Genomic DNA, 14,714 nt, shown 5'->3' with positions numbered 1-14,714 from the left:
GTTTTGTTATACAATCAGGATAACACTACTTACAGAGAGGTAGAATGCCCATTATGACCACGTACATGGACTATACAGTCAGCTCGAAGCCGATTCGCATTATTGACCGCACCACGGATAAAAGCAAGCTTCAAATCCAGTCTTTATCGATCCGCAGCGTCGGGCATCTTCCGAATCGGTTGCTCTATCGGCCCCAAGCGACGTTCCAACACCACGCGCTCGTCTACATCGCAGGCGGTTCAGGCACGTATCGTATAAATAACGGGGAGACGCAGCATGTTCAGAAGGGTTGTTTTTTCTTGTTTTACCCCGGCGCGGTGTTCGACTATGGACCTGATGGGCAGGAGACATGGGACGAATACTATTTCACAATTGAAGGTCCGCGGATTGAAGAATGGATTTCCACGTGGTTTACAGATCCTGGACGCATCCGACAGACAGGTCAGGACGACGCGCAGCAGAGTAAAATTGATCGTATATTCACACTCATGGATAGCGGCATTCCAGCGAATTTGGATCGTGCGGCCTTGCTTCTGGAATCCTTATTGTATGAATTTGTGCACAGCAGTCATGCGCAACCGCGGATCGTCACAAATGATGACTACGGCACAAAGCTCATGGAGGACATTGCGACTTCCATTGATCAGAAGTTCGATGCTGAGGCACTATGTAGACGGCATCATATATCCATATCCACGCTTCGGCGGCTGATTCATAAAAATACAGGGTACTCCCTGCACGAATATGTCCATCGGCTCAAGATTTCCGAAGCCAAAAATATGTTGCTTAACACGGATCAATCGATTAAGGATATTGCGATTTCACTGGGATTCAAGGACGTGTTCTACTTCTCGCGCTTGTTCAAAAAGTTCGTAGGGGTCTCGCCCCAACATTTCCGCCATAATGTGTAACCCAATAAAAAAACAGACTCTGCTGCAGAGTCTGTTCTTGAGTAATCTTTATTCTTCTATATAAGTAGCAATGGCATGCGCAGGAAGCGACAACGAGTTCTTAGGAATGCCTCCGTACGCTCAGCCGCTTGCTGAACACAGGATAGATTAAGGTGGACGCTAGCGCCACTACCGTCATTAATGCGCCTGCCATATTCAGCGTCATCATCATGTACACGAGATAGAAGATCGGGGTGATTAACACCATTCCCGGTACCGCGAATAGCGCTGCAAGCCACGTCCATCGTCCTTCTCTGCACCGAAAAGATATATTTAACCCGATGAGACTGAACACGAAAGGCCAGAACATGAGATAGCTGCCGCCCGGCAGCATGAATGCCGTCGCCACACCAAACAGTAACCACAAGAACAAAATACTAGCCCATACATTCTCCGTACGGACATAACGCGAGAGCCAGCGATACAAACCGATGGTGATCAACGCCGTTACCGCGAGCAGCCCGATCAGATAATACACACTAATATGGGATTTCGTCAAAATATCCATATACCGATCTCTCGACAAATTCGATGGGATGAAACGCCATAGCAAAGTAATGACCCCATAGACTAAACCCAGACTGCCTATTGGAATCAGAATACCGCCGACCATCCCACTAAGCGTTAATCGATGTTGTCGGAACCCGTGCCATAAAGTTAATACAAACAGCAAGACACCAAGCGCAATCAATCCAATAGCCCAGGACTGAGGATAGCTGACCATATGCCAGCCGAACACATTGAAATAAATCCGATCCTCTTGCCGCACCTCGCTTAAATCAAGCTGACCGAAGTGCCGGGATAAGTTCAGCATGTATTCGCCATGATGCTGAAGGCTACTCCGATCCAAGTTCTCGGGCGTATCCGTAGGACTGTGGTACGCATCTAACCCCATGCCGAAGGCAAAGTTCATACCGGGCAATCCGCCCTGCTTAAACTTCGTAAGATCAGTGTCGTTGGGCATTAACTTATATACGTTATATATGAGCGAATACGCAATAGGCTGCGGTGCAGCTTTCATGAACTCTTGGATGATCCACCCGTTCTGTTCACTCGTCTCGAACATAAAGGCCGGGCCTTTATTTCCCCGTGCCTCAAAATTGAGGACTAAACCGATATCTTGAACCCATGGGTGCTCCTGAATAAATGCTTTGGCCCCGAGCAGCCCCATTTCCTCCCCATCCGTCATGAGCAGAATGAGATCATTCTTTAAAGGCTGCCCGGCTTGAATCGCTCGGACCGTCTCCAGCATCGCAGCAATTCCAGCGCCGTCGTCTCCTGCTCCAGGCCCTTCGGGAACTGAGTCGTAATGCGCAGCAATCATTAATGCCTTGCTGGAATCCGTACCCGGTATGCGCGTAACGATGTTCTCAATGTTCCCTGATAAATCCAAGGATTCCTTGGCGAAATCGGAAATCACCTTAGCCTTTTGTATTTCGGGTTGGTAACCTAACTGTCGAAGTTCAGCAATCAGATAATCTCGGACCTCCGTATGCCTGGCGCTTCCAATCGGATGCGCATCCTTCGCGATTACCTTCAACTTCTCAAGGGCCCGCTCCGCCGAGAATTGATCTGCAGGTGCATCGTTCCCAACTGGCTGTGGTGCCTGAATTTGCAGCATGCCAACAAGTACCGAAGCTGCGATCAACACGAAGATACTTGCACGCCTGAACCATGTAACCCATCGAATATGGGTCTGCTGTGAAATCACTGGAGAGATTGGTTGATTCGAATTCACAAAACATCCTCCTCATGTAAATATTGGAAAATATTTCAACCCTTCCATCATAGCATGAATTCAGCATCTATAGCGTGAATTTCAGCGGCGCACAAGAGAAAAAGGACAGGTTCTGTCGAAGAACCTGCCCTTACCCATGAAAATCCCTATGCTCTTTTAATTGGAGAAGCGTTGCTCATTCAACCATTTCGCTGCAAAATCAACAGCCTTTCGGATGGAAAATAGCTTGCACTGCGCCTTCCCTACTTTACCGATGGATACAGCCGTATGCCGCTCCATCGCTTTACCTAAGGACTCGAAATCATCCGAATTATAATCATAATCCTCGAACCATTTCCACGTTCGCGACCCTTCTTCCTCCATCGCGGCTCCCATTCGTTTCATCGGCATCGATTCGTTCAACGTCTCCGCCAAATGAAAGCTTGTACATGAGTCATAGCCAACACCGAGTAACAGCACTTTGGCATCCAAGTCATATAATCGCCCTAATGGAGAACTCTGGCCCAGTTGTGGTGTTAACAGATGATCCTGCGTAACCCGATGAGCTAACGGACCCTGTGCCGCAAAGGAACTCTGCGGATGAAGCGAACGAATCGTAGGGCTCATCGTCCGGAAGAGCTCTGCTATACTCCCCATTCCACGCGTCGGTGTAAGATCCGGATGAAACGCCGGCATATGCAAGTAAATATCTGCTAACCAGTCCGATGGAATCGGTGGATTGCCCCACTCCACGGGATCCGAAATATGAGAGCTATGCGCCGGCATGACCAATGTTCCTTCAGGTCCGAGCGTATGGAGCAGCGCCATAATGACGGCCTGTTCACCGCCACATACCCAACCTAAGCTGGACAGCGAGGAATGGACTAGCAATAGATCCCCTTCTAGGATGCCGAGTGCGACCAAATCGTTCTCTATGGATTCAACCGTATTCGGTGTACGGGTAGACTCAATAATATGTAATTCACTCATGATTGATAGCCCCCTCATGTACGTATAGAGTGATTAGAAAATGCCTACCCTATGATCTTATCATGATCCAACACCGAACACACCCTAACCCCGAAAAGATAAAACCGATCCTATACATACGTTAGCACCACATGCCGCTTTCAAGTGACGTTATGGATGTGTTACAATTCTTTGCAATAAATCATTTCCATGTAAGGCATATTCACATATATTATGGCATGAAGACACAAAGGGGGATTTGTATGGATTTGCGCAAACTTCGGTTAAACGAGCTAACTTCGACGACATTCAGCGAGGAGAGAGAAGAATATGAGCGCGATTACGCCCGTTTAATTCAGTCTCCTTCATTTCGCCGGTTACAGGGCAAATCACAAGTATTTGGCGCAGGAACAGGAGATTACTATCGCACGAGGCTTACACATTCTCTTGAAGTTTCGCAGATTGCTCGCGAGGTTGCACGGCGGTTACCGCGTCAATACCCGTTTCTTGAGAAAAGAGAACATCCCGGACTGATGATAGATCCTACGGTCGTCGAGTGCGCTGCCTTAGCGCATGATCTTGGTCATCCGCCGTTTGGACATAAAGGGGAAGAAGTACTGAATAGCCTCCTCGCTGAGGAATATGGGCTGAAATACGAGGGCAATGCACAGAATTTCCGTATTCTGATGTTCCTGGAGAAGCGAGCAGGCAGCGGCAGCGGATTGGATTTAACAGCTGCCGTGTTGCTTGCTACGAATAAATATCCGTATCACATCAATGAACCGGGTCGATTGAAAGGTGTCTATACCTCGGAATGGGAAGCCATCGCTGAGCTTCGTCATAAGTGGGCGATGCCGCATGAAGCGAAGACACTGGAAACCCAACTCATGGATTTATGCGATGATATCGCCTATTCTACCCATGATATCGAGGACGGGATTCGGGCCGGGAAAATTCAGATGAATCCAACTTTCTTCGAGGATGACCGTTTACTCGAGCATCTCGTACATGAGATCATCCATGATAATGGAAACGCAGAGCTCTGCTGGGAGCAAGTAGACATCAAATCCATGGCTAGACGTGTTCTCGCCGATTATCTCGCACAATGGGAAGAAATCTATCACGCCTGTGACCGTGAATCCTCTCGGACCCGGCGAGAAATGAAAGCTCGGTGGGTAAGCATCTTCGCGGGTCGCGTCGGGATTATCGACGACCCCGCACGTAACTGGAAAAAAGTCACGTTCGTGCGAGACGGGCAGCAGGACTTCGAACTGTTGCGAACGATGGAAATCCTCAAGAAACTCGCTTGGGTGACTTTAGTGATGGATTTTCGCGTTCAACGTCTTCAAATGCGCAGTGAAATCATGATACGCCGGTTATGGGAGAGCTTCATCCTTCCCGAAACAGGTGGGCGGATTATCCCGCCCGACTGGATCGAAAGCTATGAGAAGCACCAACAGCAATGGAGTTGGCCGCGTTTTGTCGCCGATTATATTTCAGGCATGACAGACAGCTATGCCGAGAAGGTCTATGCGGAACTGTTCGCTAGTAAATCTGGCTCCATTTATGAGATGGATTAAGGTTATACAGCTCAAAAAGGGACTCCCCTCCCAGGATCATTGGATCGACCCTAGGAGGCAGCCCCTTTTCTCATTTCAGTTATTTACCTGCCATTTTCCCCAGGTTTTCATGCCATCTCTTCGTAATGTAATCCAGATATTGCTGGTAGCCCGCTGCCACCGAATCTTCATGGGCTTTGTCTAGAATATCAAGCACCTCTTGATCGGACTTCGCGAATGCAGCTTTGGATAACTGCTCTAAATAGATATCCGTGATTCGAGTACGAATCTCGCCTTCCTGACTGTCTGGGACAGGGAACAAGTTAACGAACTCGGTTGCGTCTTTTTGCGTTTTCCATGTAATTTCATATTGATAGTGTGTGGACCAGTTCCGTTTCTCCATCGGAAGCGTCGCTTCAAATTTCGCTTTATTATCATCAATATAGACCGTGTTGCCTACCCACATAAATGGATCATTCTTGGATTGAAGCTCACCTAATCCAGCTGAATCCGAGCTATATTTGTCCGTGTATTTCGGTGTCTCGCCATCAGCATCAAACCCATTCCAATATCCGTCTGGACCTGGAGGGCCCCACATTTGAAGCGCACTACCTTCAGGACCTGTGTACCAATCTAAGAAAGCGAATATTTTCTCAGGGTCTTTGGCATTTTTGGTGATCACTGCACCATTCCAGCCCAGTTGCTTATAGTTACCAGCGAAAATTTTATTCTTATCGAGTCCTTCTTTATGAAGCGGCCAAATCATGATATATCCAGCATCGGGATCCGTTTTCTTCAATTCCGCATCCCCTTGCATCGCATCCACCGTTGGGTTCGAAGAGGCATATACCGCAACGCGCCCCGATACCACTTTTTCTTTAACCTGGTCAGCTGTTTGGGTAAATGCATCTTGCGTCGCAAGTTTCTCACGGAACAATTTAGCTATAAACTGTCTCGCTTCACGGAAATCTGGATCCTTGTAAATTGAAGTCAGTTGATCACCTTGAGGAACCGCATAGAACGATTGATAACTTGGATTGTTTTCTTTGTAGCCTTGATAGATCATATCTACCCCTTGGCCATCTTTCGCTAAGCCGGTTTCATAAGGTATGATTTTCGGATATTTTTCTTTGACCTGTTTTAAGTACGCATACAAATCATCAAATGTTTCTAACTTCGGAGAACCTAGCTCATTGTAGATTTTCTTGTTAACAACCCAACCCGCCGTACCATTTGCACGTGTTGTGTACCAGTTCGGGAAGATGTACAGCTTGCCGTCCGAAGAACGCAGCATATTGGCGGCTTTTGGATCCAGCCATTTTTTGAGGTTTGGATATTTATCCATGTACTGATCGATGGGTACAAGCATATCGGCTTCGATCAGACGTTCGACATCCGGTTGACGTTCGCCCCAGATCACATCCGGCAGCTCATTGGAGGCCATCATGGTATTAAGCTTCGCCGCGGTACCGCCACCTGAGCTAATTGCCTTGATATTTACTTTTTTATTTTCTTTGATCCATGCTGTTGTCTTGTCTTTGCCCCATTCAGGCATCTTATACCAGTCGTAGTTCCCATAGAAAGTGAAGTCTAACGGTTCGCTTCCCAATTGCCAACCTGCCGTTTTCGCTTCCGTATTTCCTTCAACCTTCGGTTCTGTTGTCTGCTCCGTCGTTCCCTGCTTTTCCGTTGACTCCGCGGTTTTATTGCCGCCCCCGCTACATCCTGCCACCGTGAGTGCGAGAACGAATACGACAGACATGGTCATCCATAACGGTTTCCTTTTGTTCCTCATGAAATCGAAATCCCCCTTCAATTCATTCATTTATGTCTAAAGCATTTTGCTCTAAACACACTCCCTTGCCATGCCTTCAGGTACTACTCTTTTAAAGAGCCAATCAATACACCTTTTACGAAAAAGCGTTGAACAAAAGGGTAGACGGCGATGATCGGCAGCGTGGCAACCATCATGGTAGCCATCGTCAGCGACTTACTCGTTACGTTCTTCATCTGCTCTAATCTGGCAAGCGAGGCGGAATCCAAGCCACTCATCTGGGTGACCGATATATTAGATAAGAGGGTTTGTCTTAAAATCGTCTGAATCGGCAGCAGGTTTTCATCGGAAATATAGATACTTGGAACGAACCAATCATTCCAATGCGCAATAGCCGTAAATAAAGCCAGTGTTGCGATAACAGGTCCGGATAACGGAAGGATGATGCGGAAATAAATGCCCCAGTTCCCGCTGCCGTCAATTTTGGCGGATTCTTCAAGGCCGACAGGAAGTCCCTTGAAAAACGTACGGAAGATGATCATGTTCCAAACACTGATTAGACCCGGAATAATAAAAACCCAGAAGGAATTCATGAGTCCCAAATTCCGAATGAGCATATACGTCGGAATAAGTCCGCCACCGAAGTACATCGTGATTATTCCCATCAGCATGTAATACTTATGGCCGATTAATTCACGCTTCGTCATGCCGTAAGCGAATATACTCGTCGCCAAGATGGAGAGCACCGTACCTACGATCGTTCGAGCTACAGAAACGCCAAAGCCGCGGAGAAGACTCGAATCTTGGAACACAATACTATAATTTTCCAAGGTGAACTCACGTGGCCAGAAGGTGATGCCTCCCTTCGCCGTATCCAACCCTGCATTAAACGAAATAGCAAGTGCGTTCCAGAACGGATAGAAGGTTGAGAACGCGAGCAACGTGAGCAGCAGGTAAATACACCCGATCATAATCCGATCCCCAATACTATAACGAATCACGGGCAACCTCCTTTTTTGTTATGTCGTTCCTTACCATAGGCTGTTACCTGATTTCCGTGCTATAGCATTTGCGATCGTCAGCATGATCACACTGACAACGGCCTTGAATAATCCAACAGCTGTCGCGTAAGAAAACCGGAAATTCGATATCCCGATCCGATACACATACGTATCGATAACATCGGACACGCTCCTCAGCCCCGGGTTGGTCGCAAGAATGAGAATATCTTCAAAGCCAGCGTTCAGCAGGCTTCCGATGGCAAGGATCATAAAGATGATCACAACAGGCATAATCGTCGGCAGCGTAATGAGATATATCTGCTTGAACCGGCTTGCGCCGTCCATCGATGCCGCTTCATACAGATGTGGGTCCACGCCGGCGATAGCAGCCAAATAAACAATCGAAGCGAACCCTATCTCTTTCCACACATTCGTCGTGATCAGAATGGTCCAGAAGTACTCCGGAATGGAGAAGAAGTTGATAGGTTCCTCGACTAGGTTCAGCCCAACCAGAACCCCGTTGACTGAACCAATATCAACCGATAGCATCGTAGTCACAAGACCGCCGATAATAACCCATGACATGAAGTGGGGCAGGTATGTAATCGTTTGCACGACTCGCTTGAAAAACATCAACCGAACTTCATTCAACATCAAAGCCAGAACGATCGGTGCCGGGAATCCGATGGCAAATTTCAGCAGACTGATCACAATCGTGTTCCGCATCACCGTGTACAGCTCGGGTGCATGAAAGAACGATTCAAAGTGTTTGAACCCCACCCACGGGTTGCTAAAGAAATTGTGTCCTACTTTATAATCCTGGAAAGCAATGAGGACGCCATACATGGGGATGTAGCTGAAAATAAAAATAAGTACCAAGGCGGGGATCACCATAAGTTGAATATCCCATTGCTTCATCATGCGTATCCCTAGACGCTGCTTGGGTTTCAACATCGGTGTATGGTTTGCAGTCCCCTTCGTAACCGTTGTTCGTGCCATAGAGCCCCCCTCGACTTCCCTAAATTGGTTGATCAACCTTCCATCTCATTGTATTTTTTTAATTATTTTTCCGGTATATGTCAAATCAACGGAATGTTATAGATTTCCATGTTGTTTAAAAAATAGCAGTTATTTGCAGTTCAGAATAAAAAAGGGCCCCCCAACTTGTTTGAAGACAAGTCAGAGAGCCTTTTCCAAGGAATCTATTGAATGATTTCACTTCGCTCGGCGCTAATAGGGTCGGTCACTGCTGTGCCAACGGGGTGTACACGCGTGAACCTCTTTTCAATCTTTTTGCTAGCCCACAAGGAAGCTGCAACGAATAAGACCACATACACGATTTCATAAGGACGCTCGGCGAATCTTCCAAGATCATAACCGATATAAGAGACCATAAGGACCATAATCGCTTTGCCCATCCCAACAGCGAACAAGAAAGACCGGAATGACATCCGTACCGCACCAGCCGCCATATTCACCATGACGAACGGCCCGACAGGAAAAACACTTAGTATGAACACATAACTAAAAGCATTGCGTCGAACCCAAATCATGCTTTTCTGGACTTTCGGTTTGGTCGCCCAACGCTGGACATACTGCGAAGAAGCAATTTTGCGTACAATAAGAAACGTCAATACGCACCCGCTAACGAGTCCGATCCAAGAATACAGGAAGCCAAGCCAGAATCCGTAGACCGCCGCATTCCCTCCAACAAGAACAATCGTCGGCAGCGGGGGAACGAACGATTTCATGAACGTCAACAAGATCCCCGGGAGAGGTCCCAAAGACCGATATCGCTCTAATAATTCAATCCAATTCCCGTCCGAAATCAACGAGATGATATCTGATATATTCATGTATGCGATGACACCTACTTATCTATTCATTACCCTCATTATAGCATTAGAATAACTAACCTCGTGTGATTACAATCAAATAGATATATTTTCTAATCACCGGCTACATATCTATATCCGCGACAGTTCTTCCCCCAGCGCACGTACCTGATTCTTCGGAATTTGAAATTCCGCGAAGTTAGCGAATTGAATGACCGGAATCCCTTTGACCCATGCCAAATGCGGGCTTGTAGAGATGCCTGGGATATGCTTTTCCAATATGGCGGCTGCCTGTTCGTTCGCGAGTAGAACCTCCAGCTTCGTATATTCGGAATACATCGGATACACATGGATAAAGTTCCGCCCTTGCAGCCAAGCCTCACAAAGTTGTGGCCACACCTTCGGTTCCCGTGTATCTTCGGCAAGCCCAAGCCCATGCCTTCCCTGCTCAAATACATGCAATTCGTAAGGCACCCGATGTCTGCTCAAAGCCATGGCAAGTTGCAAGCTGTTCTCCACGGGGACGGCCTCGTCATCTGCCGTATGCCAGATAAAGGCTGGCGGCGTATCTCCCGTCACCTGTGTTTCATTCGATAAGAGCGTTACGAGCGCATCATCTAAGAATTCTCCCAACAAGTTGGTGCGACTGCCTTCATGCGTGTATTCTCCCATCGTAATTACGGGATAGCACAATACCATCAGATCCGGCCGGCTGCTCTCCCGTTCTATCGGGTCTTCAGCATTCGGTTCACCTGCATCATAATGCGTCCCAACTGTTGACGCTACATGCCCTCCCGCCGAAAATCCTAAGATCCCGATGCGCTGCGGATCGACACGCCATGTCTCCGCATGATGTCTCGCCATCCGAATGGCACGCTGCGCATCTTGCAGCGGAATCGGATGCTTGTAAGGCGCGACACGATAATGCAGCACAACCGCGGATACGCCGATCCGGTTCAGCCATTTCGCAATCGGCTCGCCCTCATGAGCAGCACGCATCCCGTATCCACCACCCGGACAGACGACCATCAACGGATGCGGTCCTTCCCCTTCCAGCAAATATGTAGTCAGGCTAGGACAACCCTCGTTGGTACTGCCTTGATCGCTTTCATTCACGCCATGTTCCCATAAACTTAGATGCATCGCTGCTCCTCCTCCATCATGACATCCTTTTTGAACCAACAAAAAAGCAGAAATGCTGCTACATCTCCGCTTGATTCATCGACTATAATTGGCGAATATTACGCTGTATTCGTAGTAATAATTGTTCCAGCTGCGCTAGCTCAGACTCTGATAAATCCGCATGAATCCGTTCGCAGAGATTTAAGGTGGCATGCATAACTTCGTCCCGCACAGCTTTCCCTTTATCCGTCAAATATACCTGAGATACACGACGGTTATTCTCCGGGGTGATCCGATAGATCATCTCTTTCTTCTCTAAGTTACATAACATACGCGTAATATTCGGCTGATCCTTAATTAATTGCTTCGCGATATCCTTCTGGGTGATCCCCTCTTGCTGCCACAGACACTGCATAATCAGCTGCTGTTCCGTCGATAGATCGAACGGTTCAAGAACATCCTTCACCGCATGGGTCAACATCAAATCGGTCTGATGAATAAGGATACCAATAGTTTGCTTGACCGCCATCATACATTTCCTTCCACGCTGTTTTACCAACAGTATACCACAGATTTATCCTTGGGCGATTGGCGCTTCCAGGGATTCGGAAAATATCCTTAGAGCTGCTTCGCCATCGCTTCAGGTGTATATTCATCAGGCGCATTATGATCCAGACAGTATAAGAGCGTAAGACAGCTTCATCGACATCGATAGCCACCTTACGCTCATTTCATTCAAGAAAGCTTAGAGTTGGACAGGCTGACCCGCTTCTAAAGATTGGTATCCCGCTAACGCGACTTGAGCCGACCGCAGTCCATCTTCGCCCGTAATCGGAACCGTTTCCCCTTCGATTAAGGCATCCACAAAGGAACGAACCATAACATCATCCATGTTATCGCCCCAATAATCCCAAGTCCCTTTGCCCACTTCATCGCTGAACAGCTCATTGCTCTGCGCGAAGGAGTCTACGGATATAACCCCTTTCGTGCCGATGATTTCCATTGTCACATCGCCCCATGTCGGGAAGGACTTCGGCCGTGACCAGCTCGTATCCAACACGCCGAATACGCCGTTCTCAAACGTCACATGAATCATGCCCGTATCATCTACCTGCAATTCTTCATTGAACAGGGTTGCAGCATATGCGTAGACTTCAGATACTTGGGATCGCGTGAACCAGTGCATCAAATCCATCACATGTACGGTATGATCCAGCAGCGCGCCGCCGCCGGACAATGCAGGATCTACGAACCAGCCGCCTGGATTTGATCCGCGATTCGTACCTTTGATCGCAATGATCTCGCCGATATCGCCCCGATCCACCGCTTCCTTCGCTTCCACGACAGCCGTCAAGGACCGACACGGAAATGCCGTCATCAGTTGTACATGGTGTTCCTCACAAGCTGCAATCATAGCTTCCATCTCGGATACCGAGATACCCAGCGGTTTCTCACACATTACATGCTTGCCAGCCTTCGCTGCCGCGATCGTCAGCTCGGCATGATGAACATTTTCGGAACAAATGACTACAGCATCGATATCCGTTCGAAGCAAGTCACGATAATCCGCATAGTACGGAATGTTGTAACGTTGCACGACGTCTTCGACGCGATGCTTCTCTGCATCCGCAATGCCTGCAATCACCACATGGGGCAGCTTCCGAAATCCCTCGAGATACGAGAAGGCGTGACCATGCGCAAAGCTAATAAAGCCAACCTTTAATGTTGTCATTTCGTTACCTCCTGTACACGGCTCGCTTGAAGCGATACCACCTTGCCGGTCTTGGCGGAATCTGCTGCTGCCTTTGCAATCTCAATGGCCTGATACGCATCTTGAGCGGTGACAATCGCCGTATCTCCCGTCCGGATACACGCGATATAATGCTCTAATTCCAGCTCATAAGGGCTTTTCGCTCCTGGGCTCTTCGGAACTTCGACCACAGGGGCCTGCCCCGGTTTATCAGAGGATATTTGACGAACTCGAACCGAGTTACTGGATTCACTGTTGTTGCGCACAACACCTTTACTACCCGCCACTTCGATCCCTGTATGGAAGGAACCCGGGTAACCCCAACAGACTTCCAGATTCGCCACGGCACCATTCTCAAATTGCAGCGTAACAAAAGCAAACTCAAGATCTTGATCCGTATGGCTCTTCGCATATACCGATTTGACCTCACCAACAGCCCAGCGAAGGTAATCGATATCGTGTATCATCAGATCAAAGAGAATACCGCCGCTCTTATCCGCTTCCTTGAACCAGGGCGAAGCCAGTCCAGGATGGGAACCTCTGCGTTTGGTATGTACGACAGCTACGCGCCCAATCTTCCCTTGATCGATCACTTGCTTGATCTGTGCATATTCCGGGAAGAACCGAACCACATGTCCAACAAACAGCCGAACGCCCTGGCGATCGCAGCACTCGATCATCGCTTGGGCATCCTCCAATGTTAAAGCAAGAGGCTTCTCACTTATCACATGCTTGCCGGCTTCCGCCGCCCGAATCGTGTATTCCTTATGTAGATAGCTTGGTAGCGTAATACTAATCACATCAAATTCTGCTTCCGCCAGCATATGCTCAAAGGATGGATAGGCAACTGCACCTGTTCGTTCCGCGAGCGCTTCGGCCCGTTCCATTTGAATATCACATACGGCCGTCAATTCCACATCGTTCATCTTGGCATACGCATGAGCATGTACATTTCCCATACTCCCGCAGCCGATTACTGCGACTTTCATAACAGCACCTCACTTATAGATTGATATCTCAATACATCCCTATGATATAATTAACAACAGTATCCGAAAATGCGGACATTTACGCTCTTTATATCCAAATTAGCCTTTATACGATGAAGAGGTGCCACCCCACATGGATATATTCAAAGAACCTATCATTTATCAGCATCAAGCACTGTCGATGAAAGTATGGAGATTTGTTCAACACGAACTATCCACCATGACCTCCGTTCCTTGGCACTACCATAAGGAAGTCGAATTCATCCTCGTAGAAGAAGGCAGACTCGAGGTTGAGACTCCCGCGCAGTCCTATTCCTTAGCAGCCGGAGATGTCGTCATTCTTGGTTCTTCACAGCTGCATCGAACGCACAAAACAACCCCAGAACAACTAAAATATATTGTGCTGCATGTCCATTTGCAGACCTACTTCGATCCGGCAACGATGATGTACTACGGTCATTTCTCGGAGGTATATGAAGCGCTGGACGGGATGAACTATATTTTCAAACATCAGGATGCGCGACAGGAAATGGCGGAGATCATCACGAGCATTCACGACGAGGTCATGTGCGAGCGCAAAGGCTATGAGATGGCTGTTAGTATGAACATCCATCATCTCATGCTCTCTTTGCTGCGCCATGATACACAAGATGTGTTGCAGCCTTACGGGCACTTAGATGCCGCCGTCATGCAGCCTATTGTGTCATACGTCGAAGAACGTCTAGCCGATCGGATCGACATGGAGGATGTTTGTCGACTGGCAGGGATGAGCTACACGTATTTCTCAAAATATTTTAAACGCAAGATGGGCGTCGCCTTTACGGATTTCGTTAACCGTAAGCGAATCGCCAAAGCCGAGCGGATGCTGGTAACGGAACAACAAAGCATTGTAGATATCGCCGAGCAGGTCGGCATCAGCAATATGGCGCACTTCTATGAGCTATTCAAACGGTATAATCAATGTACTCCCAAGCAATACATGGAGCGCATGCTTCATGCGCAAGGACAATAGCGAGCGCATCCGACAGACCTTCCGCGCCTTCGGGTG

At 48.0% G+C, this 14,714-nt stretch carries 13 protein-coding genes; 3 read left to right on the top strand and 10 right to left on the bottom strand.

The annotated features are described in order from the left end of the window. The first annotated feature begins 44 nt into the window (after window positions 1–44). Window positions 45–911, top strand: a complete 867-nt coding sequence (locus BVG16_RS09700; protein ID WP_233146948.1) for a helix-turn-helix domain-containing protein — start codon at window positions 45–47, stop codon at window positions 909–911. Between the two features lie 100 nt (window positions 912–1,011). Here BVG16_RS09700 and BVG16_RS09695 read toward each other — a convergent pair whose 3' ends face one another. Together BVG16_RS09695 and BVG16_RS09690 are read right to left on the bottom strand one after the other, a co-directional pair. Next, a complete protein-coding gene (locus tag BVG16_RS09695) occupies window positions 1,012–2,688 on the bottom strand; it encodes a M20/M25/M40 family metallo-hydrolase (protein WP_078498345.1) in 1,677 nt (558 codons plus the stop codon). A 156-nt stretch (window positions 2,689–2,844) separates the two neighbouring features. Beyond that, window positions 2,845–3,657: an aminoglycoside N(3)-acetyltransferase gene (locus tag BVG16_RS09690; RefSeq protein WP_078498344.1), complete on the bottom strand. Its 813-nt coding sequence runs from the start codon at window positions 3,655–3,657 to the stop codon at window positions 2,845–2,847. A gap of 242 nt (window positions 3,658–3,899) precedes the next feature. On the opposite strand from BVG16_RS09690, the gene BVG16_RS09685 reads away from it, so the two are divergent. Further along, window positions 3,900–5,216: a deoxyguanosinetriphosphate triphosphohydrolase family protein gene (locus tag BVG16_RS09685; protein ID WP_078498343.1), complete on the top strand. Its 1,317-nt coding sequence runs from the start codon at window positions 3,900–3,902 to the stop codon at window positions 5,214–5,216. A gap of 79 nt (window positions 5,217–5,295) precedes the next feature. Here the strand turns inward: BVG16_RS09685 and BVG16_RS09680 are convergent, their stop codons facing one another. The 8 genes from BVG16_RS09680 to BVG16_RS09645 form a co-directional block, all read right to left on the bottom strand. Beyond that, the gene (locus BVG16_RS09680; protein ID WP_078498342.1) at window positions 5,296–6,990 is read right to left on the bottom strand and encodes a type 2 periplasmic-binding domain-containing protein; all 1,695 of its coding nucleotides are present in this window, start codon (window positions 6,988–6,990) and stop codon (window positions 5,296–5,298) included. A gap of 83 nt (window positions 6,991–7,073) precedes the next feature. Then, window positions 7,074–7,970 carry a carbohydrate ABC transporter permease gene (locus BVG16_RS09675; RefSeq protein WP_078498341.1) on the bottom strand — a complete coding sequence of 299 codons (897 nt, stop codon included), beginning with the start codon at window positions 7,968–7,970 and terminating at the stop codon, window positions 7,074–7,076. 30 nt (window positions 7,971–8,000) lie between these two features. Further along, the gene (locus tag BVG16_RS09670; protein WP_233146995.1) at window positions 8,001–8,924 is read right to left on the bottom strand and encodes an ABC transporter permease; all 924 of its coding nucleotides are present in this window, start codon (window positions 8,922–8,924) and stop codon (window positions 8,001–8,003) included. A gap of 248 nt (window positions 8,925–9,172) precedes the next feature. After that, window positions 9,173–9,826 (bottom strand): TVP38/TMEM64 family protein, encoded by a 654-nt coding sequence (locus BVG16_RS09665; protein ID WP_078498339.1) that lies wholly within the window; start codon window positions 9,824–9,826, stop codon window positions 9,173–9,175. Window positions 9,827–9,937: 111 nt separating this feature from the next. Next, window positions 9,938–10,948 (bottom strand): alpha/beta hydrolase, encoded by a 1,011-nt coding sequence (locus BVG16_RS09660; protein WP_078498338.1) that lies wholly within the window; start codon window positions 10,946–10,948, stop codon window positions 9,938–9,940. Between the two features lie 82 nt (window positions 10,949–11,030). After that, a complete protein-coding gene (locus BVG16_RS09655; RefSeq protein WP_078498337.1) occupies window positions 11,031–11,459 on the bottom strand; it encodes a MarR family winged helix-turn-helix transcriptional regulator in 429 nt (142 codons plus the stop codon). 213 nt (window positions 11,460–11,672) lie between these two features. Beyond that, window positions 11,673–12,659, bottom strand: a complete 987-nt coding sequence (locus tag BVG16_RS09650; protein ID WP_078498336.1) for a Gfo/Idh/MocA family protein — start codon at window positions 12,657–12,659, stop codon at window positions 11,673–11,675. Continuing rightward, window positions 12,656–13,666 (bottom strand): Gfo/Idh/MocA family protein, encoded by a 1,011-nt coding sequence (locus BVG16_RS09645; RefSeq protein ID WP_078498335.1) that lies wholly within the window; start codon window positions 13,664–13,666, stop codon window positions 12,656–12,658. Before BVG16_RS09645 ends, BVG16_RS09650 begins: the two co-directional genes overlap by 4 nt. Window positions 13,667–13,799: 133 nt before the next feature. Between BVG16_RS09645 and BVG16_RS09640 the strand changes: the two genes are divergently transcribed. After that, window positions 13,800–14,678, top strand: coding sequence for an AraC family transcriptional regulator (locus BVG16_RS09640; RefSeq protein WP_078498334.1), 879 nt, complete (start codon window positions 13,800–13,802; stop codon window positions 14,676–14,678). Window positions 14,679–14,714: the final 36 nt, after the last annotated feature.

The sequence above is a fragment of the Paenibacillus selenitireducens genome (assembly GCF_002021565.1).
GTDB classification, from domain to species: Bacteria; Bacillota; Bacilli; order Paenibacillales; family Paenibacillaceae; genus Paenibacillus_K; species Paenibacillus_K selenitireducens.
The sequence above is the reverse complement of the archived record's forward strand: the minus strand, read 5'-3'. Positions and strand labels throughout refer to the sequence as shown.

Excerpts from the sequence above, each read along its gene's own strand:
- BVG16_RS09650 (WP_078498336.1), bottom strand. The coding sequence starts at position 12,659 with ATGACAACATTAAAGGTTGGCTTTATTAGCTTTGCGCATGGTCACGCC.
- BVG16_RS09640 (WP_078498334.1), top strand. The coding sequence starts at position 13,800 with ATGGATATATTCAAAGAACCTATCATTTATCAGCATCAAGCACTGTCG.
- BVG16_RS09660 (WP_078498338.1), bottom strand. The coding sequence starts at position 10,948 with ATGCATCTAAGTTTATGGGAACATGGCGTGAATGAAAGCGATCAAGGC.
- BVG16_RS09645 (WP_078498335.1), bottom strand. The coding sequence starts at position 13,666 with ATGAAAGTCGCAGTAATCGGCTGCGGGAGTATGGGAAATGTACATGCT.
- BVG16_RS09700 (WP_233146948.1), top strand. The coding sequence starts at position 45 with ATGCCCATTATGACCACGTACATGGACTATACAGTCAGCTCGAAGCCG.
- BVG16_RS09655 (WP_078498337.1), bottom strand. The coding sequence starts at position 11,459 with ATGATGGCGGTCAAGCAAACTATTGGTATCCTTATTCATCAGACCGAT.
- BVG16_RS09680 (WP_078498342.1), bottom strand. The coding sequence starts at position 6,990 with ATGAGGAACAAAAGGAAACCGTTATGGATGACCATGTCTGTCGTATTC.
- BVG16_RS09685 (WP_078498343.1), top strand. The coding sequence starts at position 3,900 with ATGGATTTGCGCAAACTTCGGTTAAACGAGCTAACTTCGACGACATTC.
- BVG16_RS09670 (WP_233146995.1), bottom strand. The coding sequence starts at position 8,924 with ATGTTGAAACCCAAGCAGCGTCTAGGGATACGCATGATGAAGCAATGG.
- BVG16_RS09665 (WP_078498339.1), bottom strand. The coding sequence starts at position 9,826 with ATGAATATATCAGATATCATCTCGTTGATTTCGGACGGGAATTGGATT.
- BVG16_RS09690 (WP_078498344.1), bottom strand. The coding sequence starts at position 3,657 with ATGAGTGAATTACATATTATTGAGTCTACCCGTACACCGAATACGGTT.